Consider the following 26,889-nt stretch of genomic DNA (forward strand, 5'->3'; position numbering starts at 1 on the left):
TTCGAACTCCTCTCATAATGGTAGAATGACATTACAGAAGTCATACACTACATACGAGAGGAGTTTTTTGTTCATGAATTCTATGAAGAGCAAATTGGCCGTGCTGCTGTTGTCGCTGACCATGGTATTCGTGGCAGGCTGTCAAGCTGTCGCAGGCGTTGATCTTAACAAAGTATTAAAGCAATCATTGATTACTACATCTTATGAGGGCAGTCAGACGCTGGAGTTTGAACTGCTGATTAACAAGGAGCAGCTGGAGGAGCTGCAGGAAGCCGGAGGCCCGGGCTCCGAGGCGCTGGCCATGCTGTCCCACGTGAAGCTTGAGATGTCTGATATCAAAGTAAGCGATGCGAATCATGCTTCTATGAAGGGCAAGCTTTCGCTTGGGGATGTGAGCATCGGGTTCGGTCTCAAGTTGGCTGGCGAGACGCTGGAGATTCAGCTGGAAGGCGCGAAGCGTCCAATCCTGCTTGATCTGTCTGAGGAGGCGCTGAATGGCATACTGATGCCGGGAGCTCCTGGTGCTTCTGCACCGGAAGTGGATAAGGCAGCGGAAGATCAGCTTACAGAGATTGGCAAAAGAGTTATTGACCTTGTTGGAGGCTATGCCATTGACAACATGCCAAATCCGGAAAGCCTGAGCGTCAAGCCTGTTGTAGCAACGGTCGGCGGCGAAGAGCTGAATCTGATGCAGGTTCAGGTGGAGCTGAATGGCAAGCAGATCTGGCAGTGGATTATTACTTATCTTGATGCTCTTATTCAGGACGAAGAAGGGCTGACCCAAGTTATGATCGCGGTTAATGATCTGATGAAGGACAATAAAGATCTGTTCGCATCGCTTGGAGCTCCGTTCCCGGAAGAGTCTCTTCCTGTGGGTGCCAGTGACGAGAAGCAGCTGAAGGAGTTGGCGGCTCAGCTGACATCGCTGCTGAAGGATCTGAAGGCTAATATGGAGCAGGCGGCAGCAGAGTCGCCTGAGTCGATAGAGACGGTATTCAACGATCAGACTTACCTCAAAACGAATGTCTATGTAGACAGCAAGCTGGATATCCGCAAGACGGAAACAGAGCTTATGATCAAGCCGAAGTTCCCAGCCGCTCCGGCTGAGACGGAGGAAGAGGTTCTGGATGATGAAGCAGCGTATGAAGAGATGCTAGACGAGGAAATGTATGAGGAAGATATGTACGAGGAAGGCTTCTACGGGGGTCTTGGCGGTGCGGCTTCCGCTATGTCCTTCATCGAAGGGATCCGTATTTCCTCTTCCAGTGAGCAGTGGAATGTCAATGGCGAGGTTGCAGCTGAGAAGCCGGCAGCAGGTGCGGACGCTCTCGGCATGGAGGAGCTGTCCGGGATGCAGGGCTATCAGTTCCTTCGTGAATTCAACTCTAATTCCGTGATGTACGATCTGCTTAAGAATACCTTTGGTGTTGGACATCAGCAGGTAGTGCTCGATCCCGAATACAGCCAGCATCCGCCGATTGTAACGCCTGATGGCAGGACGCTGGTGCCGCTTCGGACGACCGCCGAGGCATTTGGCGCGGAAGTAAAATATAATGGCAAGACGAAGAGTGCAACCATTCTGGATGAAGCAACCGGAACGGAGATTGTGCTGAAGAAGGGCAGCAAGACGGCTGTTATCAACGGCAAGTCGGTACAGTGGAGCTTCCCGGTTACATCCGTGAAGGGAACACTGTATGTGCCAGCCAGAGACCTGACCAAGGCTCTTAAGGGCACGCTGTACTGGGAAACCTTGTACGACGAAGAGAAGATCCTCGTTATAGAGCGTGACATCGCTTAATCCTGACGGCGACTTGCATATTGCATGAGCTTGAAGAGGCTGCCACCGGTTACTGCCGGCGGGCGGCCTCTTGTTTTTCACCGTGGCTGACTTGTGGTACACTACATTCAATCTACTAATTACACGAAGGAGTGGCGGCCGTGAACAAAGTGACGAATGAAACGGATTTTCGCTCAAGCATTGCAGAGAACAAGCTGACTGTGGCGGTATTCAAGACGACTTGGTGCAAGGATTGCCATTACATTGATCCGTTTATGCCAGAGGTCGAGCGGGCCTATGCGGATAAGATTACGTTTATTGAGGTCGACCGTGATGACCTGCCTGAGCTGTGCTCGGAGCTTAATATTCTTGGCATTCCAAGCTTTATTGCGTTCCGTGCGGGAACCGAGTTGATTCGTTTTGTCAGCAAGCTGCGGAAGGACCGGGCGGAAATCGAACAGTTCCTCGATCGTGCGATCCAGGTTGGAGATGCGCTGCCGCGTTAATGAGATCCATCCGTGCGGCCATAACTAGAGGTTTTGAACATTTACCGAACAACCTAGACTTTGTGATGATTGTCACATTTTCAACATGGATTTTGCCGGTTATTATCGCTATAATGAAGCTGATTTAATAACCGGAAAAGTGGTGATAACTATGGTGTCCAGCCGCTATCGCAGGCTAGCTATCGCAGTGTGCATCGGCATGCTGATTGTTTTGCTGGCAGGTGCCCTAGTGACGAATACGGAATCCGGCAGGGGCTGTGGGGATGACTGGCCGCTCTGTAACGGCAAGTTCGTTCCTGCCTACACGCTGGAATCGTTGATTGAATATTCCCACCGCCTTGTAACAGGGGTGGTCGGATTGATTGTTGTCCTGCTCTTCATCGCGACAAGGCGCTCTCACCGGAAATCCGGGGAGGCGGTGTTCTACGCAAGCGGCATCTTGTTCTTTACGGTTCTGCAGGCGTTGATGGGGGCGGCAGCTGTCAAATGGCCGCAGTCGTCTGAAGTTATGGCCCTGCATTTTGGCATTTCGCTGCTGGCCTTCGCGTGTACGCTGCTGCTTGTTATATGGGCGTACCGGCACCGGGACGGAGCGCCGGTGAAGCCGGCGAGAGTACCGCGCAGTGTCTACCCGTTGACCTGGTTTGCGCTTCTGTATTGTATTGGTATCGTCTATATCGGAGCATATATCCGGCATACAGATTCATCCGGCGGCTGCCTTGGTTGGCCGCTCTGCAATGGTGAAGTCGTGCCGGAGCTTACGGGAGCCACAGGAATTGTCTTTATCCATCGTGTTGTGGCAATTATTATGTTCATCATTCTCGTAGCGATGTATTATTTCATCAAACGCACTACAGCGCCTGAGAGCGGGCTGGTCCGGGCGAGCGCCTGGAGTGTCATTCTTGTTGTTACCCAAGTGCTCAGCGGAGCGCTGCTGACCGTTACAATCGGCAATGAGGAGGTCTATATTTTTACAAGCCTTCTCCATAATCTGATTATCTGCGGCCTGTTTGGAATCCTGTCGGACATGGCTATCCGCTCGTGGTTACTTCGGGAGCGAAAGCAGTGAGTAAGGACTTCTGTAATAAGACAAGCTTATGAACAAGAGAGACGGCCCGCGCGTCATTTGACGGGGCCGCTTTTTTCATAAGCGGAAGTATGCGGCGGCGTTTAGTGCAGGCAGTCTGTTACATGAAAACCGCACATGGTGCAGCAATGAAGAGCATACTAGTAGAGGAGGGGTCATGTGCTGAGGATCCTGTTTAACGAGAACCCAAGAAGCAATGAAGGTAAGCTCGGCGAGACCTTTCGTCAGATGGAGCAGTTCGTGAAGATAGTGGGAAGCAGGGCGGCAGCAGGCCAAGACGGGGATCATCGTCTTCGCACGCAGGAAATCTGGGCCAAGGGATTGATGGCGTCCCTGAATGAGTTGGAACAAAGCTGTTATGCGGCGAAGCGTTATGCTGAACGGATTACAAAAAATTCGCTGAGCCAAATGTCGGATGAAGAGCTGTATAATTACTACCGGCATGTTTATTTTGACAAGAATGCGTTCATCCGTGTCTTCGCCGTGCTTGACAAGTTGGGAACGCTGATGAATGATCTCTTCGGGCTGCAGACCGAGAAGATTAAAACGCACTTCTCTTATTTCACCGTGCTCCGCGGCATGAGGGAGAACCGGCATCACCCTGCACTTGCAATGGCCCTTGGGGAAGTGAAGGACCGGCATCAAAGAGCTATGTCCCGCCTTCGCAAGAGGAGGAATATCGAAATCCATTACATGAATTCAGAGCTGACGGATGATCTTCAGCAAAGTCATCAGTCTTATGGCAGGGAAGCGGCACTGGAGAATATCCGTGCTCAGATGGCTGATCTGGATGAGGCCTTTGAGTTTGTCACCGAGACGCTGCTGCTCGTATTCCGATATGCCTGTCAGAGGATGAGCTAAGCGCGAACATATGATATACTCGTGTTAAGAAGACTGTCATAACCGCAGCTGCTTGCATATTTACTTAGGCTGACAGCCGGTTCATGATGAGCAGGGGGAGGACAACCGTGGAGCTGAAGGGCAAAACGGCCTTAATTACCGGCAGCGCGAAAGGTCTTGGCAAACGAACCGCATTACAGCTCGCGAGTCAGGGATGCCGTATTGTAATTAATTATGTTCATAGTGAGGCGGAGGCCGAAGCACTGAAGGCAGATATCGAATCGCTCGGCGTTGAAGCCGTCGCAATCCGGGCAGACATCGCCGATCCCAAGCAGGTCGGGGAGCTGGCGATAAAGGCGGAAGAGATGTTCGGCGCAGTTGATATCCTTATTAATAACGCAGGACCATTCATACGGGAACGGAGGCTCTTTTCCGATTATACGCATGAGGAGATATCGGGGCTAGTGAATGGTAATCTGCTCGGCGTCATGCTGCTCGATCATTATCTGCTTCCAGGAATGCGTGCACGCGGCTGGGGGCGAATCATCCATTATGGCTTTGGTCATGCGGGGGAATCCCGTGCCTGGCCGCAGAGAGCCGTATACGCTGCTGCGAAGACGGCCCTGGTATCCTTTACCAAATCACTGGCGGTGGAAGAAGCATCCTATGGGATTACAGTGAATATGATCTGTCCGGGTGATATCCGCGGGGCGAACAAGGAGAAGGCGATTGCGGATGTGGCAGGACAGACGGACGGTGAATCGCCGCGGGGACGTCCGGGCACCGGCGAAGATGTTGCAAGAGCAATCGAATTTCTGTGCCACCCCATGTCGGATTTTATAACCGGTAATCTGCTGGATGTAACCGGGGGCTTTGATCCCATCAAGAACACAATCAGGTGATAGTCATTGGTATGGGGATCCCCGTATGTAGTTTTGGCGTATAGGTTATGGATAAAAAAAGAGCCCTGCAGGAGAACAGAAAGTTGTTCACCGGCCGGACTCTTATAGCGGCAAGCAGGCACGTCCGTAAGGAGGCCTGCTTGCTTTTTGAACATATAATGTGCTGCTGTAATTAAACTTAGAATACCTGTACGACTTCTTGCACGCCCTCTACTTCTTCCAGCAGAGCACGCTCGATACCGGCCTTCAACGTGATGGTGGAGCTTGGGCAGCTGCCGCATGCACCCATCAGTCTCAGCTTGACGATACCGTCTTCGACATCGACCAGTTCCACGTCACCGCCGTCACGCTGCAGAAACGGACGAAGCTTATCTAGAACGTCGAGCACCTCATCATACATGGTGTCTTGTGTTTGTTCGCTCATTGTTATCGCTCCCTTCTTTCTTTATTATAGTACAAAACGGGCCAAATTGAAAATGGAACCCGCAAAAAAAAGGTCAGGTGAACCGCATGATGAAACCAATCATAGAATTTTGCTCCAGCAACATGCATCATGGCACAGACCAGGTTATGAAGCGGCTTGAAGAGAATCCCGACTTTGAAGTTATTGTATACGGATGTCTCGGAAACTGCGGCGAGTGCTATATGTTTCCGTACGCTCTCGTGGATGGCGAGATTGTATCCGCCGAGACGGCCGATGCCCTGTATGATGCCATAATGACGCAAGTGGACAAGCAGCAGGAGGCGCGGAAGGAGCTGGATAAGCTTCTTGATGACCTGTAGCAATCGGTCTGCCGCCCACTGCTGCGCCAATCCGCCTTAGCCAAAATGTCTCTTGGATTTCCAAAGCACGCCGGTTTTGAGCAGTCTGGGCACTCTCCCGAACAGCGGAGTTTTCCCCATGACACCGAAGCCGGCTTTTTTGCCTAATGACCCCAGCACGCCGCGAAGCTTGATCTTGTCGAGCCTTGGTGTTTCACCCGCCCAAATGGCCTGCATCACCTCAGCTACCTGCTTGCCCTGTGCGCCAGCAGCCTGGGCACTAGGCGAGAAGGGAAGGCTGGCACAGTCTCCGACTATGAACACGCCCGGGTAGTCCGGCAGCTGATGATACTCGTTAATGACGAGGCGTCCTCCCCCATCCTTGGGAAGGTTCATCCGCTGAACCAGAGGCACAGGCTGGATGCCGGCAGTCCATATAGTCACATCTGTCGGAATCGGCTCCGTCCGGTCATACACAACTCCGGGCTCGAGGCGGGAGATCGCTGTGTTCCCAAGCATAACCACATCATGCTCTGTAAACCACTCGGCTACATACTTCTGCAGACGCTTCGGAAAACCGGAGAGAACGCTGGGTCCGCGATCCATGATCTGAATATTCAGATCTGCCCTGCTTTCCCTAAGCTCGGATGCTACCTCAACACCGCTTAAACCTCCGCCGACAATGGTTACCTGGCCATAGGGCTTCACGTCACCGATCAGCTGATAGGTCTTCCGCGCGCATGAGAACGACTGAATACTGGTGGAGTATTCTTCAGCTCCGGGAATACCATGATACTTATCCGTGCAGCCAAGCGCAATAGCAAGCCAGTCATATGACAGAGGCTCCTGACCTTCGAGGTACACCAGCTTGCGTTCCAGATCGACGCGGGTTACTTCACCGAAGGCCAGCTTGAGACGCTCATCCTCACGGAATTCTACCCGTAAATCAATATCAGCCACTGTACCGGCAGCAAGGGCATAATACTCGGTCTTTAAACCCTGAAAGGCCATACGATCAACCAGAACGACTTCCGTATCACGTGGAATGCGCTTCTCCAGAAGCTCTTGGGCGATCATGTTTCCTGCATAACCGCCACCCAAAATAATAAATCGTTTCATAATGCCACAACCTTCTTATTCGTGTCGCATACTCGAATAACTGACAATTGAGTATCTGATTACTGTTACCCGATATCCGGCCCCCCCTAACCTCTTAAGGAGAGAATCAAGGGTGCTCATCGAGTACGAGCAGATAACAGCAAGGCCGGGGACCGGTATCGTTAGTATGCGCAATACAGAAATCTCTTGCAGCTGTGAAGATCAGGAATAAACTTTAATCTCGTTGTAGAAGGTGTCGCGTTCGATGGGGATACGTCCGGCACCTTTAACGAGCCAAATCAGGTCTTCCCGTGTGATGCCTTCTGGAGTCAATGCGCCGGCAGAATGGCTGATCCGTTCTTTGACAAGCGTACCGTGTACATCGGATGCCCCCATCGTAAGAGAGACCTGAGTCAGCTGCACGCCGATATTAATGAAGTAAGCCTTGATATGCTGAAAATTGTCCAGCATCAAGCGGCTGATTGCAATGGTCTTCAGATCCTCGTATGCCGAGTTGCGGCGGCGGATGCCAGCTCGCGGACTGATCGGCTGCATGGATAGCGGGATGAAGACCATGAAGCCGCCCGTCTCATCCTGCAGCTCACGTACTTTGACCATGTGATCGATTCGCTGCTCATGCGTCTCAATGGAGCCGTAAAGCATGGTGGTATGGGTGCGCAGACCTAGCTGGTGGGCATTGCGGTGAACGTCGAGGTACTGGCTTACATCAGCCTTGTCAACACGCATCTTCTTGCGGTATTGATCGGACAAAATCTCCGCGCCGCCGCCCGTCAATGTGCCAAGGCCCGCTTTGATAAGCTCCTCTAGCACTTCTCTGTAGGACAGTCCGCTGATCCTGGAGAAGAAGTCAATTTCCGCAGCGGTGTATGCCTTCAGAGTGACATCCGGATAACGGTCACGAAGCGCCTTCAATGAGTCAACATAATATTGGAACGGTACATTCGGGTTGTGGCCGCCGACGATGTGGAATTCACGGACGCCCGGATGAAAATGCTGGTCTACATATTCAATCATCTGCTCGCCTGTCAGCGTGTACGAGCCTTCCTGGCCTTCATCCTTGCGAAAATTACAGAAGGCGCAGTGCGCTTCACAGACATTCGTGAAGTACAGGCTCATGTTCTCAATAAAATAAACCTTCTTGCCGTTCTTGCGCATATTGACTTCGTTGGCCATCTGGCCAATCGACAGCAGGTCCTCGGACTGATACAGAAAAACGCCGTCCTCAGCGGTAAGGCGCTCGCCGCGGCTTACCTTCTCCCTGATGCTCTGCATCCGTTTCTCATCGGTCGGTATGACGACGTTCATACTAAGTCCTCCTTTATGTTATTGCATGTGATCATCGAGCTATGAGTTATAACGGAACCCATGCTTCCACCTTCTTTCGTAAGCAGCGGCATGTCCGGATAGTGGGATGTGCCGATTCAATGGAATATGATTATGTGAAAAAAATAACAAAAAGCCACCTGAGTGACGTCTGTCCCCATTATAAACCTCCTTCCTGAGTGCAGCAACTCCCAATACGCGCCGGAATTCCGGCCATTCCCTAAAGAACTGCCGCTGAATAAGTTGAGGAGAAGAGCGCAGTAGGGTATACTATAGATAAGTAAGAATGATGCTATAAGAACGCTGGCAGGAGGGATATAGATGATTACCATAAGCGAATCTGCTTCGGATAAAATCAAGGAAATGCTTGCACAGGAGGAAACACCGAACTTGTTCCTGCGCATTGGAGTGAAGGAAGGCGGCTGCAGCGGCTTCTCCTACGGTATGGGCTTCGACGATGAGTTCCATGACGGAGATCATAAGATGTCTGTACATGGTCTCGAGGTTGTGGTTGATGAAGAGAGCCTGAAGTATCTTAACGGCCTTGTTATTGATTTTAAGGAATCGACATTGGGCGGTGGGTTCACCATCGAGAACCCGAACGCTACCGCAACATGCGGCTGCGGCTCGTCGTTCCGCACAGCAACAGCAGCTGGCAAGCCGGACCCGGACGCTTGTTAAATAGTATATATACTTGTGCCTACACAACAAAAGGGCTGCCAATAACGGCAGCCCCTTTTGTTGTGCAACATGTAGAGGTGTATAAGCTATTACTGCATCGTGCTTGTAGGGGATGTTGAACTGCTTGCTTGTTGTGCTTGCTGCTGTGCTTGTTGTGCCAGCTGCTGTGCTTGCTGTGCTTGCTGCTGAGCCTGCTGAGCCTGCTGCTGTACTTGCTGCAGCTGCTGCTGGGCAGAGGCTTGGGCAGGCTGTTGAGCGGAGGAGCTCAGTGTTTGCTCTGCTTGCTGCACCTGCTGTTCAGCCTGCTGCAGCTGCTGCGTGCTGGCCGACTGAACCTGCTGGGCCTGTTGAGTCAGGGTTTGAGCCTGCTGCTGGAGCTGCTGTGCTTGAGTGGCCTGCTGGAATGCTTGTGTTGCTTTCTGGGATACCTGCTGAGTTACCTGCTGAGCCTGTTGAACAACCTGCTTAGCATGCTGCTGGACGGCTTGAGGGTTTTGCTGGCCTGGCTTGGTTTGCTGCGACATGTAGAACAACCTCCTCTTATAAGTGGGTGGTGGAGACCCTTTTAGAATGGGGAGAAGGAGCCTGAATTATGCCTGCCGCTCATGCGGATAGTTCCCTTTCTCCTCAGTAGTTCCCAGACATAAGGCTGGTTTCTTGCGGAATACTAACAGCGTTTACGAGTTCAGGGTTAAGGGGGGAGCAGGAATGGCCAAGAAGAGCAACCGCAACCTGCAGCAGAAGATGCAGTCGATGCAGGCAGAATCCAGACAGGCTGAAGAGAGTACTGTAGGATACACGAAGCCGACGATCCATGCCGATAAGCATGAGCCTAACCGTCCTTCCATTTAACGCATAGCAGTACAAGAGCCGATTCCGTAAACGGAATCGGCTCTTGATGCTGCCGCACCTTATTCTTCAATCTTCTGAAGAAACTCAGCTTCAATAGCTGGCAGATGCTTCTCCATGCAGTTGCAATAGTAGTCCTTGCGGCACATCGGGCACGGGATATTAAGCAGACGGTTCACATGCGCCAGCTTCCAGTTTGGGTTCTTGGTCAGGAACAACCGGCATTTGGACTGGTCGGAGAATGTAGCGATGTACTGGTAAAGGCCTTCCTTCTCATTCTTGTCGGAGGGCTGAAGGTCAAATATAACAGGATTAAACGCCATCTTTATCAATCCGCCTATTTATAAGTATTTTTGTACAGCTGTAACTTCTTGTTAGAATAAAACTTTCCCAACGACTTGTCAATTAGTATGAACCTAATGTCTGACCTTATGATGGGGAAATAAAGGTACGAACGCTCTCATAAACAGGCGCCTCGCCTCCTGCATTCATCCAAGAGACAGCCGTCTCCCGTACATATGCTGTACTACATAACTGTTCAAGGAGGCGGGATCTATGCATGCGGGAGAAGGCAGGCAGCTGGCCAGCAAGTTGGCGAAAACAGCGGCATTGCGGGCGCATCCAAGGCTGGCCCCTCATATTCCACCAACACGGATTTACAGCCGCGGCAATCTTGCAGCAATGCTTAGAACGCACGGTATGGTCGTCATGAAACCTGTGCGGGGTGCTGGAGGCCGTGGGGTTATCAAGGTTGCACGAGAGCGCGGCAGGTACAGCTACACTTATTATACGGCTGTGAGACGGTTCAATACGCTTGATGGTCTAGTAAAGGGGTTGCGAACACTTACCCGCGGAAGGCCATATATCATACAAAAAGGAATAAGGCTTGCCACTATTGGCGGAAAGCCTATCGATTACCGGGTCAAGTATGTAAAGGAGGGAGCTTCATGGCACATCCGTGCAATGGTCGGAAGGCTCGCCAGAAGGGGGTTGTTCGTGACGAATTTATGCCGTGGAGGCTCGATTATGACGGCTGCCAGGGGAATCAGCCGCTCCATTAGCCCAAAGCTTGTCAGCCGCAAGAAGCGGGAGATGCGGGAGCTCACCCGGTTGGGGACTGGGGTACTGGAAAACAGGTTTCCGGGCATCGGACAGCTGGGATTTGACTATGGGATTGACCGCGGCGGAAAGATCTGGATCTTCGAGGTCAATACACGGCCACAATAAAATTCCTTGATAAGGGAAATATTATGCATTTATTTTTTTTATGGGAATGGGGCGGAACAAGGCTGTGTATAACCCTATCCACATCATCCCCATTGGCGTGCTTCATTTTGTTACTATTACTCACATGTTGTGCACAGGGTATCCACATGGAATTGTGGATAACAGGAACGCTTGTTCCGGCTTTGGGGACATGCTAATATGGGTAAGGAAGAAAAAGGAAAGGGTGTGCATCGATGGATATCATGTCGGACGAGTTATTGCTGGAAGCTTACCATACAGCCGTCAAACTCAAGCTGGACCCTGATTTCATTCGTTTGCTGGCAGTTGAGCTTGTCCGCCGCGGCGTTAAGCCGGACGCCCTGCGAATGGGAGCCTGAAACGGATCACAATTCGATTAACAGTTCCACTCTGACACCGCGACTTGACACATGTAGCCGCATTTGTTGCACTGAGCGATGTGAACACAGACCGTATGAGAGGCGTTGTCTAGATCTCTGTTATTCCAAGCTTCGTAACGGTCCGGCACATATGGCGCATAAGGTCCTGACCAATCAGACGGCCTGCCGGCGTCATCAAGCGAACCGTGGCCGTTTGGGCAGCTGGTTGCTATAGAGCGCAAGCCGTTACAGACGGGACACATCAACATGACAAGGGTACCCTCCTTTGGCCGGGAGCGGCTTTCGTGTCACCACGATCGTACGCTGCCTGAATTGCAATAGCCAAAGCTAGGATACCCTTTATTTCATAAAAATATTGTTGCTTTAAAAGCCGCAGCAGCTTGCATACTACAGCTTCATATTGCTGCTGTGTCCCGGTGAAAGCTTAGCGCTAGGATCAATGTATACCTTGGCATTGTTAATGGCCGTCGGTGCTTCACCGAAGCCTACGGCAATCAGCTTTAATTTTCCGGGGTAGGTCGTAATATCGCCTGCTGCAAAGATACCGGGAACAGTGGTCTCCATGCGCGAATCCACCACGATGGAGCCGCCCTCTATCTCGATACCCCAGTCGGCAATCGGACCGAGCGACGAGACAAAACCAAAATTGACAATAACAGCATCCACATCAATTGTTGACGTTTCCTTCGTCTTCACGTCTTGGATTACGACCTGGCTGATTTGCTCACTGCCCTCAAGCTTAATGATTTCGGTAGGCGTTATCACCTTAACGGAAGAATTCATCAAGTTTTCCACGCTGTGTTCATGTGCTCTGAATTTATCCCGCCGGTGGATCAGCGTGACGCTTGCGGCAATCGGTTCGAGCATAAGGGCCCAGTCAACTGCCGAATCCCCGCCGCCGCTGATCAGCACGCGCTGGCCTTTGAACTGCTGCAGATCGCTGACAAAATAATAGAGGTTCGTCTTCTCGTAATCAGCCGCTTCGGGCAGTTCCAGCCGGCGGGGCTCGAACGCTCCTACACCTGCGGTAATAATAACGGCCTTAGCCATATGTACGGACTTGTCTGTAACAATCTCGAAGAGCCGTTCATCCTTCTTGATTACATCGATAACCTTCTCCTCGAGGCAAACTTCAGGCTTGAAGTGATCCATCTGCGCATGCAGCTGGTTGACAAGCTCCTGTGCCGTCACCTTGGGAAAACCGGCGACATCATAGATATACTTCTCCGGATACAAAGCGGCGAGCTGTCCTCCGAGCTGTGGCATGCTCTCAATAATCTTGACCGAAGCCTGGCGCATTCCGCCGTAAAATGCGGCGAACATGCCCGCAGGCCCGCCGCCGATGATGACAATATCTGTGACCTGCTGTTCTGATGTGCTGTTCATCTTCGTGCACCTCCAACTACAGATTAACAATCCTTCTTATTATACCCATCATGGAAAAGACTTTGAAATAGCACTTTTGTACGGAATCCTAAAGATTTTCGTAGATTTTGCTCTTGAACTTTTTGTGAAAAACTTATATCATTTTCAATGTATATTTCGTGAGCTATGATGTTCATCACCTCTGGTGGAGGCCATTCATAAAGCGAAGGCGAACGGCGCAATCTAAGACTAATACTATTTTTTAGCTTAGTTTGTGTAATTTTTCACAAACAAACAGAAAAGGATTGGAAGGGATACCAAAATGAGCAATATACCTAAGATCGTCATTCTTGGCGCAGGGTACGGGGGCGTTTTGACTGCGCTGCGTTTGCAGAAGCAGTTGAATTATAATGAAGCTGACGTAACGTTGGTCAATAAACATGACTACCATTACATTACCACCCATCTGCACATGCCGGCTGCCGGAACAGACAGCCCGGAGAACGCGCGTGTCAGCATTTCGAAGCTGATTGATGAATTCAAGATTGATTTTGTTAAATCGACTGTCGTCCAAATCCGTCCGCAAGACAAGAAAGTTATCCTCGAAGACGGAACACTGTCTTACGACTATCTGGTTATTGGCGTGGGCGGCGAGCCGGAGACATTTGGCATTCCGGGCATGGTCGAGCATGCCATGAATATCCGCAGCATTAACTCTGTCCGGCTTATCCGTGAGCATATCCATTATCAGTTCGCGAAGTACAAGCGTGAACCTCACCGTACGGATTACCTGACATTCGTCGTTGGAGGCGCGGGCTTTACCGGTATTGAATTTATCGGAGAGCTTGCTGACCGTATCCCAGAACTCTGCAAGGAATATGATGTGGATCCGCAGCTTGTCAAGATCTACAACGTTGAAGCGGCTCCAACAGCACTTCCAGGCTTTGATCCGGAGCTGGTTGAATACGCAATGGACGTACTCAAGAACAAAGGCGTGACCTTCCGTATTGGAACAGCAATCAAGGAATGTACGGCTGACGGTGTTATCGTAGGTGATGGCGAAGAGATCAAGTCGAAGACAGTGATTTGGACTGGCGGTATCCGCGGTAACCGACTCATCGAGGAGGCTGGCTTCGAAACGATGCGCGGACGCGTGAAGGTAGATGAGTTCCTGCGCGCACCGGGTCATGAGAACATCTATGTAATCGGCGACAATTCTCTGATGTTCAATGAGGAAGGCCGTCCTTATCCGCCGACTGCCCAGATTGCCATGCAGCAGGGTGTTGTCTGCGCGCAAAACCTGGTGGGGTCAATCCGCAATCAGCCGCTGAAGAAATTCGAATTCAGCAATAAAGGTACAGTGGCATCGCTCGGTAAAGGCGAAGCAATCGGAATTGCATTCGGCAAGAAGTATAAGGGCCGTGTAGCCGCTTGGCTCAAAAAGTTGATCGACCTGCGTTACCTGTTTATCATCGGCGGTATTCCGCTCGTTCTGCGCAAAGGAAAAATATTCTAATGCGCCACTGCAGCGTGCAGGTTCGCGGCCTGCTGACCCGGGATGAGCTGGACCGGTATAACGCCTTGATGGAGGTAGGTTCGTTCCTGGAGTCGCAGAGCCGCTATGACCTGGCTTATACGGTGCAGAGGGAAGTAGATCTGCTCATCCAGCCGGCAATTGAACGGCTTAAGGATAAGGGCCGGGCTCGTGACCGAGCGACTGAAGAGTATCTGGCCTCCAAACGCCAGGCAGCGGTAGACGCGGCTGACGAGGACGAGGACGAATAATTGTATGAAATATGACGGGCCGACCAGATATAAATCTGATCGGCCCGTTTAATGTCTGACGAGTGGTTCACCTACAGCTGCAGCATGGAAGAGAATTTGTCTGCTGTCAGCAGATTTCCGATATAAAAGTCGCCGAAGTCGCCATAGCGAGCGCTGACTTCATCGAAGCGCATCTCATACACCAGCTTCTTGAATTGAAGCGCGTCATCTGCGAACAGTGTAACGCCCCATTCCCAGTTGTCGAAGCCTACCGATCCGGTAATAATTTGTTTCACCTTGCCGGCATACTGGCGGCCAATCATGCCGTGGCTGCGCATCATGCTGCGGCGGTCTTCCATGCTCAGCATGTACCAGTTGTCGCTGCCGACACGGCGCTTGTTCATCGGGTAGAAGCAGATGTGGGCCGCTTTGGGCAGGATAGGCTTGAGGCGGGCGACAACTTCAGGATTCTCCATTGGGTCGCTGCCCGGCTGGCCCATATAATTGCTCAGCTCCACTACGCTGACGTAGGAATGCGCAGGGTAAGTGAATTGGGCAAATGCCGATTTATTAAAGGCTGTCTCAATTTCATTCAGCTCTTCCAGTGTCTCACGCAGATGCATGAACATGAAGTCTGCCTTCTGTCCTACGATGCTGTATACGGCCGTGCTTCCCTTCTTGTCCGCTTCAAGGGAGGTCCAATGCTTCAGGAAGCCTTGAAGGTCCTCCTCCGCCTGGCGGCGTGTCGCTTCGTCGGCCTGCTTCCATGCTTCCCAGTCGATGGTGCGGAAATCATGCAGGGAGAACCAGCCTTCCAGAGTCTGTGCTGCTTCACTCATCTATAATCGCTCCTTATATGTAAATTTTATTGCTTATTTTGGCTGCTATTATTGTACCTTACTGCTATACACGTAGCAAATGTACGGCTTGTGACAGTTACCAAAATGAGCCTAAGGAGCATAACGAAATTGACTTCCGCTTGGCCTTCTACTAAACTAAAAGTATGATTTGCTTCCTTGAGGGGAAAGGGGTTTACTTGCAATGCTTCAGATTATTGTGGCCATGATGCTGTTCTTTGTCATGATGTTCGGAATCGGATTCATTCTTAACATGCTGATGAAGACGACGTGGTTTCCGATTTATCTTTATTTGATTGTCCTGCTGCCGCTTGGTATCTATTATACCTGGGATGACAGCATGAACTTTGCCCAGAACATGGGTGCTTACACAATTGTCGATTATCTGCCTGCCATTACGGCCCTGGCTGGTGCGTATATAAGCGGCACAGCGATCCGGTCGCTGCGGCGCGGCGGTTACAAAATGTTCTAATAGTTGTTCTCACGCGGGATGGCCATACTAAGGCGGAATAAATACGACTGCCGAGGTGTTGTGCGATGCCGCATTTTCATGTCAATGGAACCCATATTCATTATCATGTCGATGGCGATGACGGTCCGGCCGTCGTGCTGATCCATCCGCCTTTCCTGGGCGGGCGAATCTTTAATTACGTCCGCAACAATTTGGCCAACGACCACCGGGTGGTGACAATTGATGTTAGGGGCCATGGCCATAGCGAGCCAGGCAACGTGAAGCTGACGATGCCGCTTATTGTCGAGGACATCAAGCAGGTTATGGATAATCTGGAGATCGATGAAGCTTATATCTGCGGCTACTCGATGGGGTCAATGCCGGTGCTGGAGGCGCTGATCACTCATCCGGACAGGTTCAAGGGCGGCATTCTGCTCTCCGGCACACCGGAGATCCGTGACCGCCGCAACCGCAGAATCATGAGAGCCGCCGATCTCAGCAGCCGGTTGAAGGCGAAGGAAGCGATTGTTGTGCCGCTGGCCTTGGGCAATGCCGACAGCCGGACAACCTTCCATGTGCTGCATAAGGAAGGGATGTCCGGAAACAATGTAAGCTTCCGTGAATATGCGAATGTGTGTCTGGACTACTCCTGCAAGAGCAGGCTGAGAGCTATTGCTAGTCCTTTGCTGCTTGTGTGCGGGGAGAAGGATGAGACCTTCATTAAATACGCCCGTGAAATGGATGAGCTGCTGGCAGTTTCAGAGCTGTATGCCATTAAGGGGGCGGATCATCAGCTTCCCACGCATGTGCCCGACAAGGTATGCTTTACGATCCGCCAATGGATCGCCAAGCATGAAGATCTTGAACTGGCCGATACGTACGCGGAACGGGAAGCGCTGAATATGGAGCTTATCGAGCAGGGGATTATTACCGAGAATGAGCTGGCTATGCGCTAACATAGCTGCTGGCTCTCGTGTTATTTTTCGACTAAACTCAACATTTGCAGGCGATTGTCATACAGCAGCGGCGTCCGTTACGGCGGAACGCCGCTTTCATTGTTTTCTCATCCAACAGCTCTCGTTTTTATGTTAGAATGATAGAAAGTATGCTAGATGCCTTGTCCGGATGAGGGGAGGAGCGTTCCCCGGAAAGCTGCTCTTCGGCTGGACAGGCCCGAATACGGATGGAGTTAAACGATGCGAATTGATCACGTACACCAGTATACAGAACATCATAGGTTTTACACCTTTCGCGATTTTTCGCTAAGCGTTCTTGACTTCAAGGTGATAAGCCAAATTTATCAGCCGATGGTCGGTGCAGTTGCTGCGGGCTTGTATCAGCTGCTCTATCACCAGGTTCCGGAGAGCCGGACCGGATACTCGCAGCTTGAGCCGCAGCGCAAGCTGTTTCTTAGTCTTGGGCTGGAGATGAATGATACAGGAAGACGCAAGCTGGCAGATGAAGCGTCAAAGCTGGAGGCGGTAGGACTGCTGCAGACATCCAGGCTGCATGTTCCAGGCAGTGAAGATGTGCTGTACGAGTATGAGCTGCTGCAGCCGCTGGCTCCGTCAGAATTTTTCCTTAATCAGCATTTGACACTGTTTCTTCGGGACAAGATTGGCAAGTATGCAGTCATTGCGCTGCGGGAGCAGTTCTATTCGCCTGAGCCTGACGAGCTTGCTGAGGCTGAGCTTAGCAAGGAGAATATTTCCGTCCGCTTTGATGAGCTGTTCCGGCTGAATGCCCATGTCATCGACGGAGAGCTGGAGCAGGCACTATCGGAGGTGGCACCGGCACGCCAGGCTGCGATGCCAGCGATACCGTCAACCGCAACGGCTGGCATACGCTATGGTGAAATTATTATGCGGTTCCCGCGCAATTCGGCTAACCGTCAATTTGTGGAGCGTCTGCGGAGCGATGAGGATACGATGGCAATGGTCAATTACGTTGCCTACAAATATGAACTGAACGCCACTGACATATCGCGTCTTCTGGATGAGGACGGCGTCTTCTCGTCTTCAGGCAGCCTGATGTTTGATGAGCTGCAGCAGAAGGCGTCCCAGATGTACCGGCAGGACCGGAAGCGGGAAGAACAAAGGCGTGTTGCGGCATCAAGAGCCGGCTATGTCTCTCAGCAGGGGGAAGCTGCCAGTCAGGATGCCCCCGAGGAGCATGGAGTGACGGAAGAGTTCCATCTGCCTGTGCCGGAGCAGCTGAGCGGCCGGTGCGACATCCCGCAGTATAACATGCTGATGCGTAATGAGCCGTACACCCGCTTTCTGCAGCGGTTTTTCCCGGGGGCAGTGCCCGAATGGATCGACAGGCTATTTGAACGGATTGATCTCAGCTACAAGCTGCCTGGCGCCGTTATTAATGTGCTGATCCATTATGTGATTGGTACGAACGAATCCCAGCGGGTAACGAAGACCTTCATCGAGGCTGTGGTGTCGAACATGCTGGTTAAGCAGATAGACACCTTTGAGAAGGCGGTCGTCTATGTGCGTGAGCAGGGGAAGATCGAGCTGCGGAGGAAGCAGGAAGCTGAAGCAGGCGGTGCAGGCCCGGCACCTGCACGCACGTATGGCGGAGGAAGAGGAAGCGGAAACAGGGGGAGCAGGAAGCCCGCTATTCCGATTGTGGAGAAACGAACGACCGGTCAGAAGCTCTCCCAGGAGGAGCTTGAGGAGATCAGACGGCTGGCCAAAGAGCTTGATGGACAAGGCTAGGGGGGACAGCAATGGAATCGCTCGGAGAAGTGCTCAAGCAGTGGCCTGGTGGCCGCAATATGCAGGCGGATGCAGACCGGCTCTATACAGAGCTGATGGCTGAGCCGCTCGTCAGACAGTTCAGGAGCAGACATCCTGAGCTGGACACCCGGGAGTACCGGATCAACCTGAATCGGGTTTATCATTATGTGAAGGAGCAGCGGGCTTGCGCGGAGTGTCCGGGCCTTGACCGCTGTCCGAATGATTTTGAGGGCCACTATACAATGCTCGAATGTGTGGACAGCGGGGGCGGCTTGCAGCTGATTGATCGCAAGGCCCCGTGCAGCAAGCTGATTGCCCGTCAGAATGAGCAGACCATCAAGCGCAAGGTGCGCAGCTTTTATGTGGATGAAGCATCGCTGCACCGCGGATATTCGGCAGATGAAATCATGAACGCCGATCCGGAGCGGATGCTGGCTGTGGGACGCACCTTCTCCTACATCAAGCAGACCAAGGAACGGGGGCTCCAGCCCAAGGGACTTTACCTCGTAGGCCATTTCGGCACGGGCAAGACCTTCCTGATGTGCTATATGCTGCATGAGCTTGCGAAGGTGGGCTATTCCGGTGTCATCGTTTATATGCCCGAGTTTGTGGAAGATTTGAAATCGATGCTGGATGAGCCGGCCAAGCTGCGGGAGACGGTTGAGATTATGAAGGAGACCGACCTGCTTGTCTTTGACGATATTGGTGCGGAGAACCTAAATCCATGGGCCAGGGACCATGTAATGGGAGCTATTTTGAACTACCGGATGAACCGGAAGCCTACATTCTATACCTCTAACCATGATTTGGACGCATTAGAGCGGCATTTTTCCTTCACGAACAAGGATGGGGATGAAGCACACAAGGGGCAGCGCCTGATGGACCGCATTCGACCGTACGTAGACAAGGTCTGGGTGAACGGGGAGAACAAGCGGGGGCTGTACTGATCAGAACCATCATCGCCAGCACATAAGCAATAGAGGGTGGGGCCTTCAGGCGCCACCCTCCCATTCTGCATGAAAAAGCCCCGTCCGGCCTGGTAAGCCGCAACGGGGCATATTGTTGTGTTAGATTAAGAGATCAGATACTTGATGACAACGGCTGCGGCAAACACGACGAACATGAAGCCAAACATGCCTGCGAAGCCATTCGCAACGTCCGCGAAATCGTGTCTTGGTTCTTCGTTAATATGCTCGCGCGGATCTTGTACATTCTCCATCTGCATATCCTCCTTCATATAAGACAGTGTCCGCTGCCTGGAAATGTCCGGGAGCGATACAGCTATCAGCCCGGTTAACAACTCTTACTAGTATACCCAACGGGACGATAACTTGTAAAGAAGGCGTTTATGAAAAGTTGGAAGCGGGTGTGAATTCATTCATTACCTCCCTCGCTGTGGTACAATTAAGGATGGGAGACAGGTCAGGGGGAAAAGGGGAGAAAGCCGTGAACAAGAACGACAGACCGGCCGGGGAAACAGGCAGAGGCACTCGGCGTGTATCGGAGACGATTCACAACAAGCTTGCGCTTCTGCCAGACCAGCCCGGCTGTTACCTGATGAAGAATGCGGAAGGCACTGTCATCTACGTTGGTAAAGCCAAGGTGCTCAAGAACCGCGTCCGCTCTTATTTTACAGGAAGCCATAACGCGAAGACCCAGAAGCTGGTGTCGGAGATTCGCGATTTTGAATATATCGTAACTTCTAGCAATATGGAGGCGCTCATTCTGGAGTGCAACCTGATTAAGCAGTATCATCCGCGGTATAATGTGCTGCTTAAGGACGACAAGACGTTCCCGTATATCAAAATTACGCATGAAGTGCATCCGAAGCTGGAAGTGACCCGCCGGGTCGTAAAGGACAAAGGCAAATATTTCGGCCCTTATCCGAACGCTTATGCAGCCCAGGAAACGAAGAAGCTCCTGGACCGGCTGTATCCGCTGCGCAAATGCAAGACACTGCCGGATAAGGTCTGCCTGTACTACCACATGGGCCAATGTGTCGCACCCTGCGAGTTTGAGGTGGATAAGAAGGTCTATGAGGATATGGTGCAGGAAATCACGAAATTTCTTAACGGCGGCCATGCTGATGTCAGAGAGCTGCTGAAGGGCAAGATGGAAGCGGCGGCTGAAGCTCTGGAGTTCGAGAGGGCCAAGGAATACCGCGATCAGATCGCCTCAATCGATGCCATTATGGAGAAGCAGAAGATTACGCTTGCTGATGCGATGGACCGTGACATCTTCGGCTTCGCAACCGACAAAGGCTGGATGTGCGTACAGATTTTGTACATGCGCCAAGGCAAGCTGATCGAGCGGCGGGCGTCCACCTTCCCGTATTACGGCGAGCCGTATGACGATTTTATGTCGTTCGTATCGCAGTACTACAGTGATAATCCTGCACTGCCGAAGGAGATTTTCCTGCCGGGCATGCCGGATAAGGATACACCTCCAGCAGACGAAGCGGAAGCTTCAGGAGACTCAGCTGTTGAAGGAAGCAGCCATAGTGAGGGGCACCATAACACAGAAAGCCTCTCCGAAGCAGTCGGTAAGCTTGATGAGGAGGCGGAGCTTGCGGATGGCGGGGAGCTGAACGAGGGAGAAGAGGATGCCCGCAGCGCCCTGCAGAAGTGGCTGCGCGTCAAGGTTGTCCTGCCGCAGCGCGGCCGCAAGAAGGAAGTTGTCGCTATGGCGATGAATAATGCGAAGGTCACGCTGGATGAGAAATTCCGCTTGATTGAGCGGGATGAAGAACGCAGTGTGAAAGCGGCCGAAGGGCTTGCCGGTTACCTGGGACTGGATTCTGTACGCCGGATTGAAGCGTTCGATAATTCGAATATCCAGGGTACCGATCCGGTATCGGCAATGGTCGTCTTCACAGACGGCAAGCCGGATAAGAAGGAATATCGGAAGTATAAGGTTCGGACTGTTCAGGGGCCAGATGATTATGAAACGATGCGTGAAGTAATCCGCAGGCGGTACGAGCGGGTGCTGAAGGAATCGCTGGAGCCTCCTGATCTGATCGTCGTGGATGGCGGCAAGGGGCAGATCAGTGCGGCGGTGGATGTGCTGGAGAATGAGCTCGGACTCTTCATTCCGGTCTGTGGACTGGTGAAGGATGCCAAGCACAAGACAGCCCAGCTGATGACGGGTGATCCGCCGGCCATTGTACCGCTGCGCCGGGACAGCCAGGAGTTTTACCTGCTGCAGCGCATTCAGGATGAGGTCCACCGCTTTGCGATAACGTTCCACCGGGATACGAGAGCGAAGTCGATGATCGCCTCCAGGCTGGATGCGATACCCGGGATTGGGGAGAAGCGGCGGAAGCTCCTGCTGAAGCACTTTGGCTCAATTAAGAAAATAAGAGAGGCCTCAGTCGAAGACTTCCGGCCTCTCTCGATCGGCGACAAGCTCGCCGCCCAAATTATTGAATCGCTTCGTGAGGAGCCGTGACCCTGCCGGGTCGCGGCTTTCTTTTGTTATGCATATAGCGGATCAGCCATGCCAGAGCAATCGGATGCAGAATATAGAAGACTGCTGCGATCATATTCTCAGACGAGCCCATCATCACCAGCGACACGGCCATTAGCACCAGATCAATGACGGCATGGGCGAACAGGGCGGCTGTAAAGCCGTAACGCAGCATCACGAAGCAGAAGAGCAGGCCAAGCAGCGTTAACTCCACAAGCCTTGTGGTCCATGGATAAATCGGATAAGCGACATGGCCTAGCGCCCATACGATCGTTGGAATAATTACGGCGGCATAGGTGCTGCGGAACCAGCGCTTGAAGACGGCAATGCCGAACAGCCTGTAGATGGCTTCCTCGGATATGGCCGCACACCATGCCAGTATCGGGAACAGCCATGGATAAGCAAAATTGATTGGCGATTGAGACACGTCGGTTGTGGCCCAGGCGCCTGTGCCCATCTCCAGAAAGATAAAGATAAGCGTCTGCAGCCCAAGGAAGATGAAGGCGATCCAGTAGCCGATCTTCATCGATGTCCAAACATGGTCGCCATATCCGGTCTCGCCCCAGCGCGGCCATAGGTTGCGGCCCATCCCGCGCCACAGCCCGTCGCCTGCAACGAGGGAGATATAGACGCTTGCGGCCATAATGCCCATTATGAATGTGGTCACGATCGTGCCGAGCCAGGCCATCTGTGCCGCATTCTCGACCTCTCCGAGCGTAGCCTCTATACCGTCCAGCATGTTGATATTATTAGCGGTATAGAACAGGAAAAAGATAACTGCGAGCAGCCAGCCGCGTGCGAATGAGGTATGTCTGCGGTACAGGATAGCATAGATGATTGCAAGAATGAACAGAACGACGCTCATACCAATATATCCGGTCAATGTCAGCAGGCTGGAGATCTGGTCCTGCTGTTCTACATAGCTTGTATAGCCCTCGGGCGGCTTGAATTGCGGCTTATAAAGCGTAATAAGGACGGATTGGCCTTCACCCAGCCTTGCATCTATATGTAGATAGAGCTTCGCATCTCCGACTGTGTAGCCGGATGCCTGATACACAAGTGAGCCGTCTTCAGCGGGGGCTGGCATCAGCTTCAGCTCTTCATCACGGAAGCCGTGTTCGTGCAGGAATGAACGGGCTGCCAAATCGGCTGCTTCGCTGTCCGCTCTGGTCCAGGCAGACGGAGCACCCTGTGGGGTAGCGTTCCAGCCGACGATTTCCCCGCTCTCCATGTTGACCTGGACGAAGATGGAGCGCTGCTTCGAACCGGGAGGAATGAGCGAGCGGACATTCACCTGGTAGGTTTCAGTCGGGAAACGGCTGCTGTACTGCTCGTCAAAGTTCTTGGTCAGCTTCTCCTTGGCGAGGTAGCCGTACAGATCACGGTCCGCCTGATAGACAGCAGACGCGGACTTTACATCAGCGCCAAAATGCTCGCGAACGAATTCGGCAGCATTCTGCTCTGCCTTGTCTTCGGCGATCATAGGCTTGCCCTCGCTGCCGAAGAATGAACTGTCTGCCGTCGGTAAAATTTGAAAAATAATAAAAATGGCTAAACAAATTGAACCCCAGATGTATAGTGGTTTCCATTGGGGCTCCTGATGCAGCTGCTGCATGCCTACACCTCTTCTTTTTTTGAATTTCATTTATACACTACGATAACATACCCTTTATTATATTTTCCAATCGCTTACTTTCATTACTTCAACCTTGGGCGAGATAATCGGTGAATAATACAAGATAGAGCTGGTTTTTATCGCAAAAAAGCCGATATATCCTGTTCTATGACCGGGATTAAGCCAAAATACGTTTTGTGTTTTCTCTTGGGCTGCCGCTATAATCGGAATGGTTAGTAGAGCATTATTGAGAGATATACAATCGTCAAACCAAATATACAGCCGAATTTCATGTTGAAAACGGGGGAACCATAATTGCCGTCAGGGATGCACAGGATCCAGGCGGTACGGGGTGAATTCCGGTAGCTGGCGAGCTGCACAGCCGAGTAGTACCGGATAGGGCATCTGTTCGTGCCCGAATCCGTCAGCTAACCTCGTAGGCTGTCCGAACAGGACTCGCGCGTAAAGCATTGGAGTTCCAGTGCTTTTTTTGATGCCAAAAAACGGTCTTCGGGTGTATATAAGGATGTTCGGTTGTGGTAATCAGAGAGAGATAGGCCATTATTGGGATAGATTGGAGACAGTACGAAGCTATGAGGAAAAATCAGTTTGTCATCATCGGGCTAGGGCGCTTCGGATCGGGGATTGGCAGTGAGCTTATTGAGCTGGGCTATGAGGTGCTCGGCATTGATAAGGATGAAGAGATGGTCGATGAGATGAGCAGTGTTCTTACGCATGCCGTCGTTGCGGATTCAACGGATGAGGATGTTCTCCGCTCCTTGGGTGTCCGCAACTTTGATTGCGGTGTGGTCGCAATCGGGGATGATATCCAGGCAAGCATACTGACGACAATTCTCCTTAAGGATCTGGGTGTGAAGAAGGTTGTAGCCAAGGCTGTGGGTGAACTGCATGGCAGAGTGCTGGAGAAGATCGGGGTGGACCGGGTTGTCTATCCGGAACGCGATATGGGTATACGGGTGGCTCACCAGCTGGTATCTCCGAACCTGCTGGATTATATTGAGCTCTCCAAGGACTATACGATTGCCGAGCTCGCAGTGCCTAAGTGTCTGTGCGGCGTATCGCTGCATGACCTGAACCCGCGGGCCAAGTTCGGCTGCAGTATTGTGGCGATCAACAAGCCGGAAGGCATTATCATTGCGCCGACTGCTGAGGATGTGCTTGCGGAGAAGGATGTGCTGGTCGTGATTGGCACGAATGAGCAGATAGAGGATTTTGAGGAAGCAATCGTGCGCTAGGTGCGGGCTGCCTCTTGCAAATAATGCGCCGCTGGGTCCGGATAAGGGCTGCAGCGGCGTATTTGGTATTCGCTCAAGCCGCGGGCTATACAGGCTGGTTCATGGAGCGACGGGCAAAATAGGCGGCGATCTCATCAATCCAGAGCCGCACTGCAGGGTCTATCTCTTCGCTGCCGTGATGGATGAGCGAGGTTGTGCGCTTGGTTCCGAGCAGCTCCTTTACCGGGATAACGGTCAGATCGTTATCGGCCAGCATGCGCTCTCTGATATAGGATTTGGGCAGCAGAGTGGCGGCTCTGCACGTGTGCATCAGGCGGAGTATGGCTTCGAAGGAATCAATCTCCATGCGCACATCCGGCTTCAGCTCATATTTGGCGAACAGCTCATCCGTCATGATCCGGTACCAGGTTCCCTTGGCAAATAAAATCATGGGCAGTCCATTCAGGTCCGTGATCCGCATGCTGATGCCGCTTGCGTCTGCGATGTAATGACATTTGGGCATGACGAGCTCCAGATGATCGTCGAAGAGCGGCACGCAGTGCAGCGCCGGATCGTCGATGGACGAGGCAACAAGACCCATGTCTGCTTTGTTCTCGCGCACCAGTGAGACGATTTCATGCGTCTTGCCAGTTACCGCTTTAATATCCACTTCGGGATGAGCCTCGTGCAGGACCTGAATGAGGTCGGGCAGCGTCGTCTGCAGCGTTGTCAGGCTGGCGCCGATCATCAGGGATGTTTTGGCGGCATAGCCGAACTCCGACAGGGATTGCAGGAAGCGAAAATGGCGCTGCCTCATTTCAAGCGCATAATCATAGGTCAGCTGCCCTAGCTTGGTCAGCTCCAGACGCTTGCCTACCCGCCTGAACAGCTCGACGCCAAGCTCTTCCTCCAGCTTTGCGATTTTTCGGGAGAGAGCAGGCTGTGATAAATTTAATTGCACGGAAGCCTTGTTCAGACTGGATTGTTCGACAACAACGGCGAATATATGAAGTTCTTCGAGCATGGGACCCTCCCCATATATGTCTATTGGTTATAAGCCGATATACCATATCGGCAGTTCCATTATAAGCGAAAAAGGAGTAGCATGGGAACTGTGGCTATTCTGTGTCCGGTCATTTGTTGACGCTCTCATAAGTGAAAGGTACAATGGTAAATGGCTTTACAAGCATGTCCAGTCCGGAAAGGAGAACGCTTACGTATGAAAGGAAATTCGTATTACTCGCGCAGGCTTCACTCACTTTTAGGGGTGATTCCGCTCAGCTTGTTCATCGTTGAACATATGCTGACGAATTTTGCGGCCGTTGAGGGGGGACCTCAAGGTTTTAAAGATGCGGTGGCATTTTTGAACGGTTTGCCGCTTGTGTTTTTCCTCGAACTGTTCGGCATATGGCTGCCGCTGCTGTTCCACGGGGTATATGGCTTGTATATTGCTTATCAATCCAATATTAATACCGGACAATTTCAATATGGCCGCAACTGGGCGTTTGCTTTGCAGCGGATTTCAGGTGTGATCACCTTTATCTTCGTTGTATGGCATGTCTATCAGACCCGTTTCCAGGTGGCTGTGGGGAATGTCACGCATGAACAGCTCGGCTCATCCATGCATGACATTGCCAATAATCCGTTTTTCTTTGCCTTCTACGTAGTCGGGGTAGTGGCTGCAACGTTCCACTTTGCCAACGGGATGTGGGCTTTCCTCGTAAGCTGGGGAATTACGGTTGGACCGAGAGCACAGCGTGTTTCCTCCTATATATGGATGGGTGTATTTGTTATTGTAACGGCTATGTTCCTGGCATCGCTGGCTGCATTCCGCGGAGATGAATTTAAGGAAGCGAGCGCAGCAATCGACGCAGTGCGTTCGCTTGTGAATATCGGTTAGTCTGAGAACAAGGAGCGAA

At 51.9% G+C, this 26,889-nt stretch carries 29 protein-coding genes and 1 riboswitch; of the genes, 19 read left to right on the plus strand and 10 right to left on the minus strand.

Annotated features, from left to right (window positions below; translation table 11 throughout):
* The first annotated feature begins 73 nt into the window (after nt 1-73).
* From L1N82_RS09135 to L1N82_RS09155, 5 genes are all read left to right on the plus strand, one after another.
* Nucleotides 74-1,798 carry a copper amine oxidase N-terminal domain-containing protein gene (locus L1N82_RS09135; RefSeq protein WP_235287079.1) on the plus strand — a complete coding sequence of 575 codons (1,725 nt, stop codon included), beginning with the start codon at nt 74-76 and terminating at the stop codon, nt 1,796-1,798.
* A gap of 140 nt (nt 1,799-1,938) precedes the next feature.
* Nucleotides 1,939-2,283 (plus strand): thioredoxin family protein, encoded by a 345-nt coding sequence (locus L1N82_RS09140; RefSeq protein ID WP_235287080.1) that lies wholly within the window; start codon nt 1,939-1,941, stop codon nt 2,281-2,283.
* Nucleotides 2,284-2,434: 151 nt separating this feature from the next.
* A complete protein-coding gene (locus L1N82_RS09145; RefSeq protein ID WP_235287353.1) occupies nt 2,435-3,352 on the plus strand; it encodes a COX15/CtaA family protein in 918 nt (305 codons plus the stop codon).
* Between the two features lie 177 nt (nt 3,353-3,529).
* Nucleotides 3,530-4,231: a Cthe_2314 family HEPN domain-containing protein gene (locus L1N82_RS09150; protein ID WP_235287081.1), complete on the plus strand. Its 702-nt coding sequence runs from the start codon at nt 3,530-3,532 to the stop codon at nt 4,229-4,231.
* A 113-nt stretch (nt 4,232-4,344) separates the two neighbouring features.
* Nucleotides 4,345-5,112, plus strand: coding sequence for an SDR family oxidoreductase (locus L1N82_RS09155; RefSeq protein WP_235287354.1), 768 nt, complete (start codon nt 4,345-4,347; stop codon nt 5,110-5,112).
* 178 nt (nt 5,113-5,290) lie between these two features.
* On the opposite strand, the gene L1N82_RS09160 is transcribed toward L1N82_RS09155, so the two are convergent.
* The gene (locus L1N82_RS09160; protein ID WP_111148128.1) at nt 5,291-5,536 is read right to left on the minus strand and encodes a NifU family protein; all 246 of its coding nucleotides are present in this window, start codon (nt 5,534-5,536) and stop codon (nt 5,291-5,293) included.
* 89 nt (nt 5,537-5,625) lie between these two features.
* On the opposite strand from L1N82_RS09160, the gene L1N82_RS09165 reads away from it, so the two are divergent.
* The gene (locus L1N82_RS09165; protein WP_235287082.1) at nt 5,626-5,895 is read left to right on the plus strand and encodes a YuzB family protein; all 270 of its coding nucleotides are present in this window, start codon (nt 5,626-5,628) and stop codon (nt 5,893-5,895) included.
* Between the two features lie 36 nt (nt 5,896-5,931).
* On the opposite strand, the gene L1N82_RS09170 is transcribed toward L1N82_RS09165, so the two are convergent.
* Both L1N82_RS09170 and mqnE read right to left on the minus strand, forming a co-directional pair.
* A complete protein-coding gene (locus tag L1N82_RS09170) occupies nt 5,932-6,993 on the minus strand; it encodes an NAD(P)/FAD-dependent oxidoreductase (protein WP_235287083.1) in 1,062 nt (353 codons plus the stop codon).
* Nucleotides 6,994-7,194: 201 nt separating this feature from the next.
* The gene (gene mqnE, locus L1N82_RS09175) at nt 7,195-8,298 is read right to left on the minus strand and encodes an aminofutalosine synthase MqnE (RefSeq protein WP_235287084.1); all 1,104 of its coding nucleotides are present in this window, start codon (nt 8,296-8,298) and stop codon (nt 7,195-7,197) included.
* Between the two features lie 339 nt (nt 8,299-8,637).
* Here mqnE and erpA point away from each other — a divergent pair, with 339 nt between their 5' ends.
* Nucleotides 8,638-8,997, plus strand: a complete 360-nt coding sequence (gene erpA, locus L1N82_RS09180) for an iron-sulfur cluster insertion protein ErpA (RefSeq protein WP_235287085.1) — start codon at nt 8,638-8,640, stop codon at nt 8,995-8,997.
* A gap of 89 nt (nt 8,998-9,086) precedes the next feature.
* Here erpA and L1N82_RS09185 read toward each other — a convergent pair whose 3' ends face one another.
* Nucleotides 9,087-9,521, minus strand: coding sequence for a hypothetical protein (locus L1N82_RS09185; protein WP_235287086.1), 435 nt, complete (start codon nt 9,519-9,521; stop codon nt 9,087-9,089).
* Nucleotides 9,522-9,705: 184 nt separating this feature from the next.
* Between L1N82_RS09185 and L1N82_RS09190 the strand changes: the two genes are divergently transcribed.
* The gene (locus L1N82_RS09190; protein ID WP_235287087.1) at nt 9,706-9,849 is read left to right on the plus strand and encodes a hypothetical protein; all 144 of its coding nucleotides are present in this window, start codon (nt 9,706-9,708) and stop codon (nt 9,847-9,849) included.
* A gap of 59 nt (nt 9,850-9,908) precedes the next feature.
* On the opposite strand, the gene L1N82_RS09195 is transcribed toward L1N82_RS09190, so the two are convergent.
* Nucleotides 9,909-10,169, minus strand: coding sequence for a hypothetical protein (locus tag L1N82_RS09195; RefSeq protein WP_235287088.1), 261 nt, complete (start codon nt 10,167-10,169; stop codon nt 9,909-9,911).
* Nucleotides 10,170-10,401: 232 nt separating this feature from the next.
* On the opposite strand from L1N82_RS09195, the gene L1N82_RS09200 reads away from it, so the two are divergent.
* Both L1N82_RS09200 and sda read left to right on the plus strand, forming a co-directional pair.
* Nucleotides 10,402-11,073 carry a YheC/YheD family protein gene (locus L1N82_RS09200; protein WP_235287089.1) on the plus strand — a complete coding sequence of 224 codons (672 nt, stop codon included), beginning with the start codon at nt 10,402-10,404 and terminating at the stop codon, nt 11,071-11,073.
* Nucleotides 11,074-11,306: 233 nt separating this feature from the next.
* Nucleotides 11,307-11,450: a sporulation histidine kinase inhibitor Sda gene (gene sda, locus L1N82_RS09205; RefSeq protein ID WP_111148120.1), complete on the plus strand. Its 144-nt coding sequence runs from the start codon at nt 11,307-11,309 to the stop codon at nt 11,448-11,450.
* 408 nt (nt 11,451-11,858) lie between these two features.
* Here the strand turns inward: sda and L1N82_RS09210 are convergent, their stop codons facing one another.
* Nucleotides 11,859-12,857, minus strand: a complete 999-nt coding sequence (locus L1N82_RS09210; RefSeq protein ID WP_235287090.1) for an NAD(P)/FAD-dependent oxidoreductase — start codon at nt 12,855-12,857, stop codon at nt 11,859-11,861.
* 301 nt (nt 12,858-13,158) lie between these two features.
* Here L1N82_RS09210 and L1N82_RS09215 point away from each other — a divergent pair, with 301 nt between their 5' ends.
* Nucleotides 13,159-14,352 (plus strand): NAD(P)/FAD-dependent oxidoreductase, encoded by a 1,194-nt coding sequence (locus L1N82_RS09215; protein ID WP_235287091.1) that lies wholly within the window; start codon nt 13,159-13,161, stop codon nt 14,350-14,352.
* Nucleotides 14,352-14,621 carry a hypothetical protein gene (locus L1N82_RS09220; RefSeq protein ID WP_235287092.1) on the plus strand — a complete coding sequence of 90 codons (270 nt, stop codon included), beginning with the start codon at nt 14,352-14,354 and terminating at the stop codon, nt 14,619-14,621. The genes L1N82_RS09215 and L1N82_RS09220 overlap by 1 nt, the downstream gene beginning before the upstream one ends.
* Nucleotides 14,622-14,692: 71 nt before the next feature.
* Here the strand turns inward: L1N82_RS09220 and hemQ are convergent, their stop codons facing one another.
* Nucleotides 14,693-15,439: a hydrogen peroxide-dependent heme synthase gene (gene hemQ, locus L1N82_RS09225; RefSeq protein WP_235287093.1), complete on the minus strand. Its 747-nt coding sequence runs from the start codon at nt 15,437-15,439 to the stop codon at nt 14,693-14,695.
* A 202-nt stretch (nt 15,440-15,641) separates the two neighbouring features.
* Here hemQ and L1N82_RS09230 point away from each other — a divergent pair, with 202 nt between their 5' ends.
* The 4 genes from L1N82_RS09230 to dnaI all read left to right on the plus strand — a co-directional run bounded on the left by L1N82_RS09230 (nt 15,642) and on the right by dnaI (nt 19,602).
* Nucleotides 15,642-15,929 (plus strand): YuiB family protein, encoded by a 288-nt coding sequence (locus L1N82_RS09230; RefSeq protein WP_111148115.1) that lies wholly within the window; start codon nt 15,642-15,644, stop codon nt 15,927-15,929.
* 65 nt (nt 15,930-15,994) lie between these two features.
* Nucleotides 15,995-16,864 carry an alpha/beta fold hydrolase gene (locus tag L1N82_RS09235; RefSeq protein WP_235287094.1) on the plus strand — a complete coding sequence of 290 codons (870 nt, stop codon included), beginning with the start codon at nt 15,995-15,997 and terminating at the stop codon, nt 16,862-16,864.
* A gap of 240 nt (nt 16,865-17,104) precedes the next feature.
* On the plus strand, nt 17,105-18,634 hold the full coding sequence (locus tag L1N82_RS09240) for a replication initiation and membrane attachment family protein (RefSeq protein ID WP_235287095.1): 1,530 nt from the start codon (nt 17,105-17,107) through the stop codon (nt 18,632-18,634).
* Between the two features lie 11 nt (nt 18,635-18,645).
* A complete protein-coding gene (gene dnaI / locus L1N82_RS09245; RefSeq protein WP_235287096.1) occupies nt 18,646-19,602 on the plus strand; it encodes a primosomal protein DnaI in 957 nt (318 codons plus the stop codon).
* Nucleotides 19,603-19,727: 125 nt separating this feature from the next.
* Here the strand turns inward: dnaI and L1N82_RS09250 are convergent, their stop codons facing one another.
* Nucleotides 19,728-19,874: a YqzM family protein gene (locus L1N82_RS09250; RefSeq protein ID WP_235287097.1), complete on the minus strand. Its 147-nt coding sequence runs from the start codon at nt 19,872-19,874 to the stop codon at nt 19,728-19,730.
* Between the two features lie 191 nt (nt 19,875-20,065).
* Here L1N82_RS09250 and uvrC point away from each other — a divergent pair, with 191 nt between their 5' ends.
* Nucleotides 20,066-22,102 (plus strand): excinuclease ABC subunit UvrC, encoded by a 2,037-nt coding sequence (uvrC, locus tag L1N82_RS09255; RefSeq protein WP_407946739.1) that lies wholly within the window; start codon nt 20,066-20,068, stop codon nt 22,100-22,102.
* Here uvrC and L1N82_RS09260 read toward each other — a convergent pair.
* Nucleotides 22,074-23,765, minus strand: coding sequence for a CPBP family intramembrane glutamic endopeptidase (locus tag L1N82_RS09260; protein WP_235287098.1), 1,692 nt, complete (start codon nt 23,763-23,765; stop codon nt 22,074-22,076). The two genes, uvrC and L1N82_RS09260, sit on opposite strands and share 29 nt — an antisense overlap.
* A 240-nt stretch (nt 23,766-24,005) precedes the next feature.
* Nucleotides 24,006-24,193, plus strand: a riboswitch (cyclic di-AMP (ydaO/yuaA leader).
* Between the two features lie 135 nt (nt 24,194-24,328).
* Between L1N82_RS09260 and L1N82_RS09265 the strand changes: the two genes are divergently transcribed.
* The gene (locus L1N82_RS09265; protein ID WP_235287099.1) at nt 24,329-24,991 is read left to right on the plus strand and encodes a potassium channel family protein; all 663 of its coding nucleotides are present in this window, start codon (nt 24,329-24,331) and stop codon (nt 24,989-24,991) included.
* Between the two features lie 85 nt (nt 24,992-25,076).
* Here the strand turns inward: L1N82_RS09265 and L1N82_RS09270 are convergent, their stop codons facing one another.
* Entirely contained in the window at nt 25,077-25,994 is a 918-nt protein-coding gene (locus L1N82_RS09270) for a LysR family transcriptional regulator (RefSeq protein ID WP_235287100.1), read from the minus strand.
* Nucleotides 25,995-26,189: 195 nt separating this feature from the next.
* Here L1N82_RS09270 and L1N82_RS09275 point away from each other — a divergent pair, with 195 nt between their 5' ends.
* Nucleotides 26,190-26,870, plus strand: a complete 681-nt coding sequence (locus L1N82_RS09275) for a succinate dehydrogenase cytochrome b558 subunit (RefSeq protein WP_111148108.1) — start codon at nt 26,190-26,192, stop codon at nt 26,868-26,870.
* Nucleotides 26,871-26,889: the final 19 nt, after the last annotated feature.

Source organism: Paenibacillus tarimensis, assembly GCF_021532315.1.
In the GTDB taxonomy this organism is placed as follows: Bacteria; Bacillota; Bacilli; order Paenibacillales; family Paenibacillaceae; genus Paenibacillus_I; species Paenibacillus_I tarimensis.

Coding starts and splice junctions, on each gene's coding strand:
- L1N82_RS09200 (WP_235287089.1), top strand. CDS start 10,402: ATGCATGCGGGAGAAGGCAGGCAGCTGGCCAGCAAGTTGGCGAAAACA.
- L1N82_RS09145 (WP_235287353.1), top strand. CDS start 2,435: ATGGTGTCCAGCCGCTATCGCAGGCTAGCTATCGCAGTGTGCATCGGC.
- dnaI (WP_235287096.1), top strand. CDS start 18,646: ATGGAATCGCTCGGAGAAGTGCTCAAGCAGTGGCCTGGTGGCCGCAAT.
- L1N82_RS09210 (WP_235287090.1), bottom strand. CDS start 12,857: ATGAACAGCACATCAGAACAGCAGGTCACAGATATTGTCATCATCGGC.
- L1N82_RS09240 (WP_235287095.1), top strand. CDS start 17,105: ATGCGAATTGATCACGTACACCAGTATACAGAACATCATAGGTTTTAC.
- L1N82_RS09260 (WP_235287098.1), bottom strand. CDS start 23,765: ATGAAATTCAAAAAAAGAAGAGGTGTAGGCATGCAGCAGCTGCATCAG.
- L1N82_RS09230 (WP_111148115.1), top strand. CDS start 15,642: ATGCTTCAGATTATTGTGGCCATGATGCTGTTCTTTGTCATGATGTTC.
- L1N82_RS09270 (WP_235287100.1), bottom strand. CDS start 25,994: ATGCTCGAAGAACTTCATATATTCGCCGTTGTTGTCGAACAATCCAGT.
- L1N82_RS09165 (WP_235287082.1), top strand. CDS start 5,626: ATGAAACCAATCATAGAATTTTGCTCCAGCAACATGCATCATGGCACA.
- L1N82_RS09235 (WP_235287094.1), top strand. CDS start 15,995: ATGCCGCATTTTCATGTCAATGGAACCCATATTCATTATCATGTCGAT.
- L1N82_RS09185 (WP_235287086.1), bottom strand. CDS start 9,521: ATGTCGCAGCAAACCAAGCCAGGCCAGCAAAACCCTCAAGCCGTCCAG.
- L1N82_RS09170 (WP_235287083.1), bottom strand. CDS start 6,993: ATGAAACGATTTATTATTTTGGGTGGCGGTTATGCAGGAAACATGATC.
- mqnE (WP_235287084.1), bottom strand. CDS start 8,298: ATGAACGTCGTCATACCGACCGATGAGAAACGGATGCAGAGCATCAGG.
- erpA (WP_235287085.1), top strand. CDS start 8,638: ATGATTACCATAAGCGAATCTGCTTCGGATAAAATCAAGGAAATGCTT.
- L1N82_RS09275 (WP_111148108.1), top strand. CDS start 26,190: ATGAAAGGAAATTCGTATTACTCGCGCAGGCTTCACTCACTTTTAGGG.
- L1N82_RS09250 (WP_235287097.1), bottom strand. CDS start 19,874: ATGGAGAATGTACAAGATCCGCGCGAGCATATTAACGAAGAACCAAGA.
- L1N82_RS09215 (WP_235287091.1), top strand. CDS start 13,159: ATGAGCAATATACCTAAGATCGTCATTCTTGGCGCAGGGTACGGGGGC.
- sda (WP_111148120.1), top strand. CDS start 11,307: ATGGATATCATGTCGGACGAGTTATTGCTGGAAGCTTACCATACAGCC.
- L1N82_RS09195 (WP_235287088.1), bottom strand. CDS start 10,169: ATGGCGTTTAATCCTGTTATATTTGACCTTCAGCCCTCCGACAAGAAT.
- hemQ (WP_235287093.1), bottom strand. CDS start 15,439: ATGAGTGAAGCAGCACAGACTCTGGAAGGCTGGTTCTCCCTGCATGAT.
- uvrC (WP_407946739.1), top strand. CDS start 20,066: ATGGGAGACAGGTCAGGGGGAAAAGGGGAGAAAGCCGTGAACAAGAAC.
- L1N82_RS09135 (WP_235287079.1), top strand. CDS start 74: ATGAATTCTATGAAGAGCAAATTGGCCGTGCTGCTGTTGTCGCTGACC.
- L1N82_RS09190 (WP_235287087.1), top strand. CDS start 9,706: ATGGCCAAGAAGAGCAACCGCAACCTGCAGCAGAAGATGCAGTCGATG.
- L1N82_RS09160 (WP_111148128.1), bottom strand. CDS start 5,536: ATGAGCGAACAAACACAAGACACCATGTATGATGAGGTGCTCGACGTT.
- L1N82_RS09220 (WP_235287092.1), top strand. CDS start 14,352: ATGCGCCACTGCAGCGTGCAGGTTCGCGGCCTGCTGACCCGGGATGAG.
- L1N82_RS09265 (WP_235287099.1), top strand. CDS start 24,329: ATGAGGAAAAATCAGTTTGTCATCATCGGGCTAGGGCGCTTCGGATCG.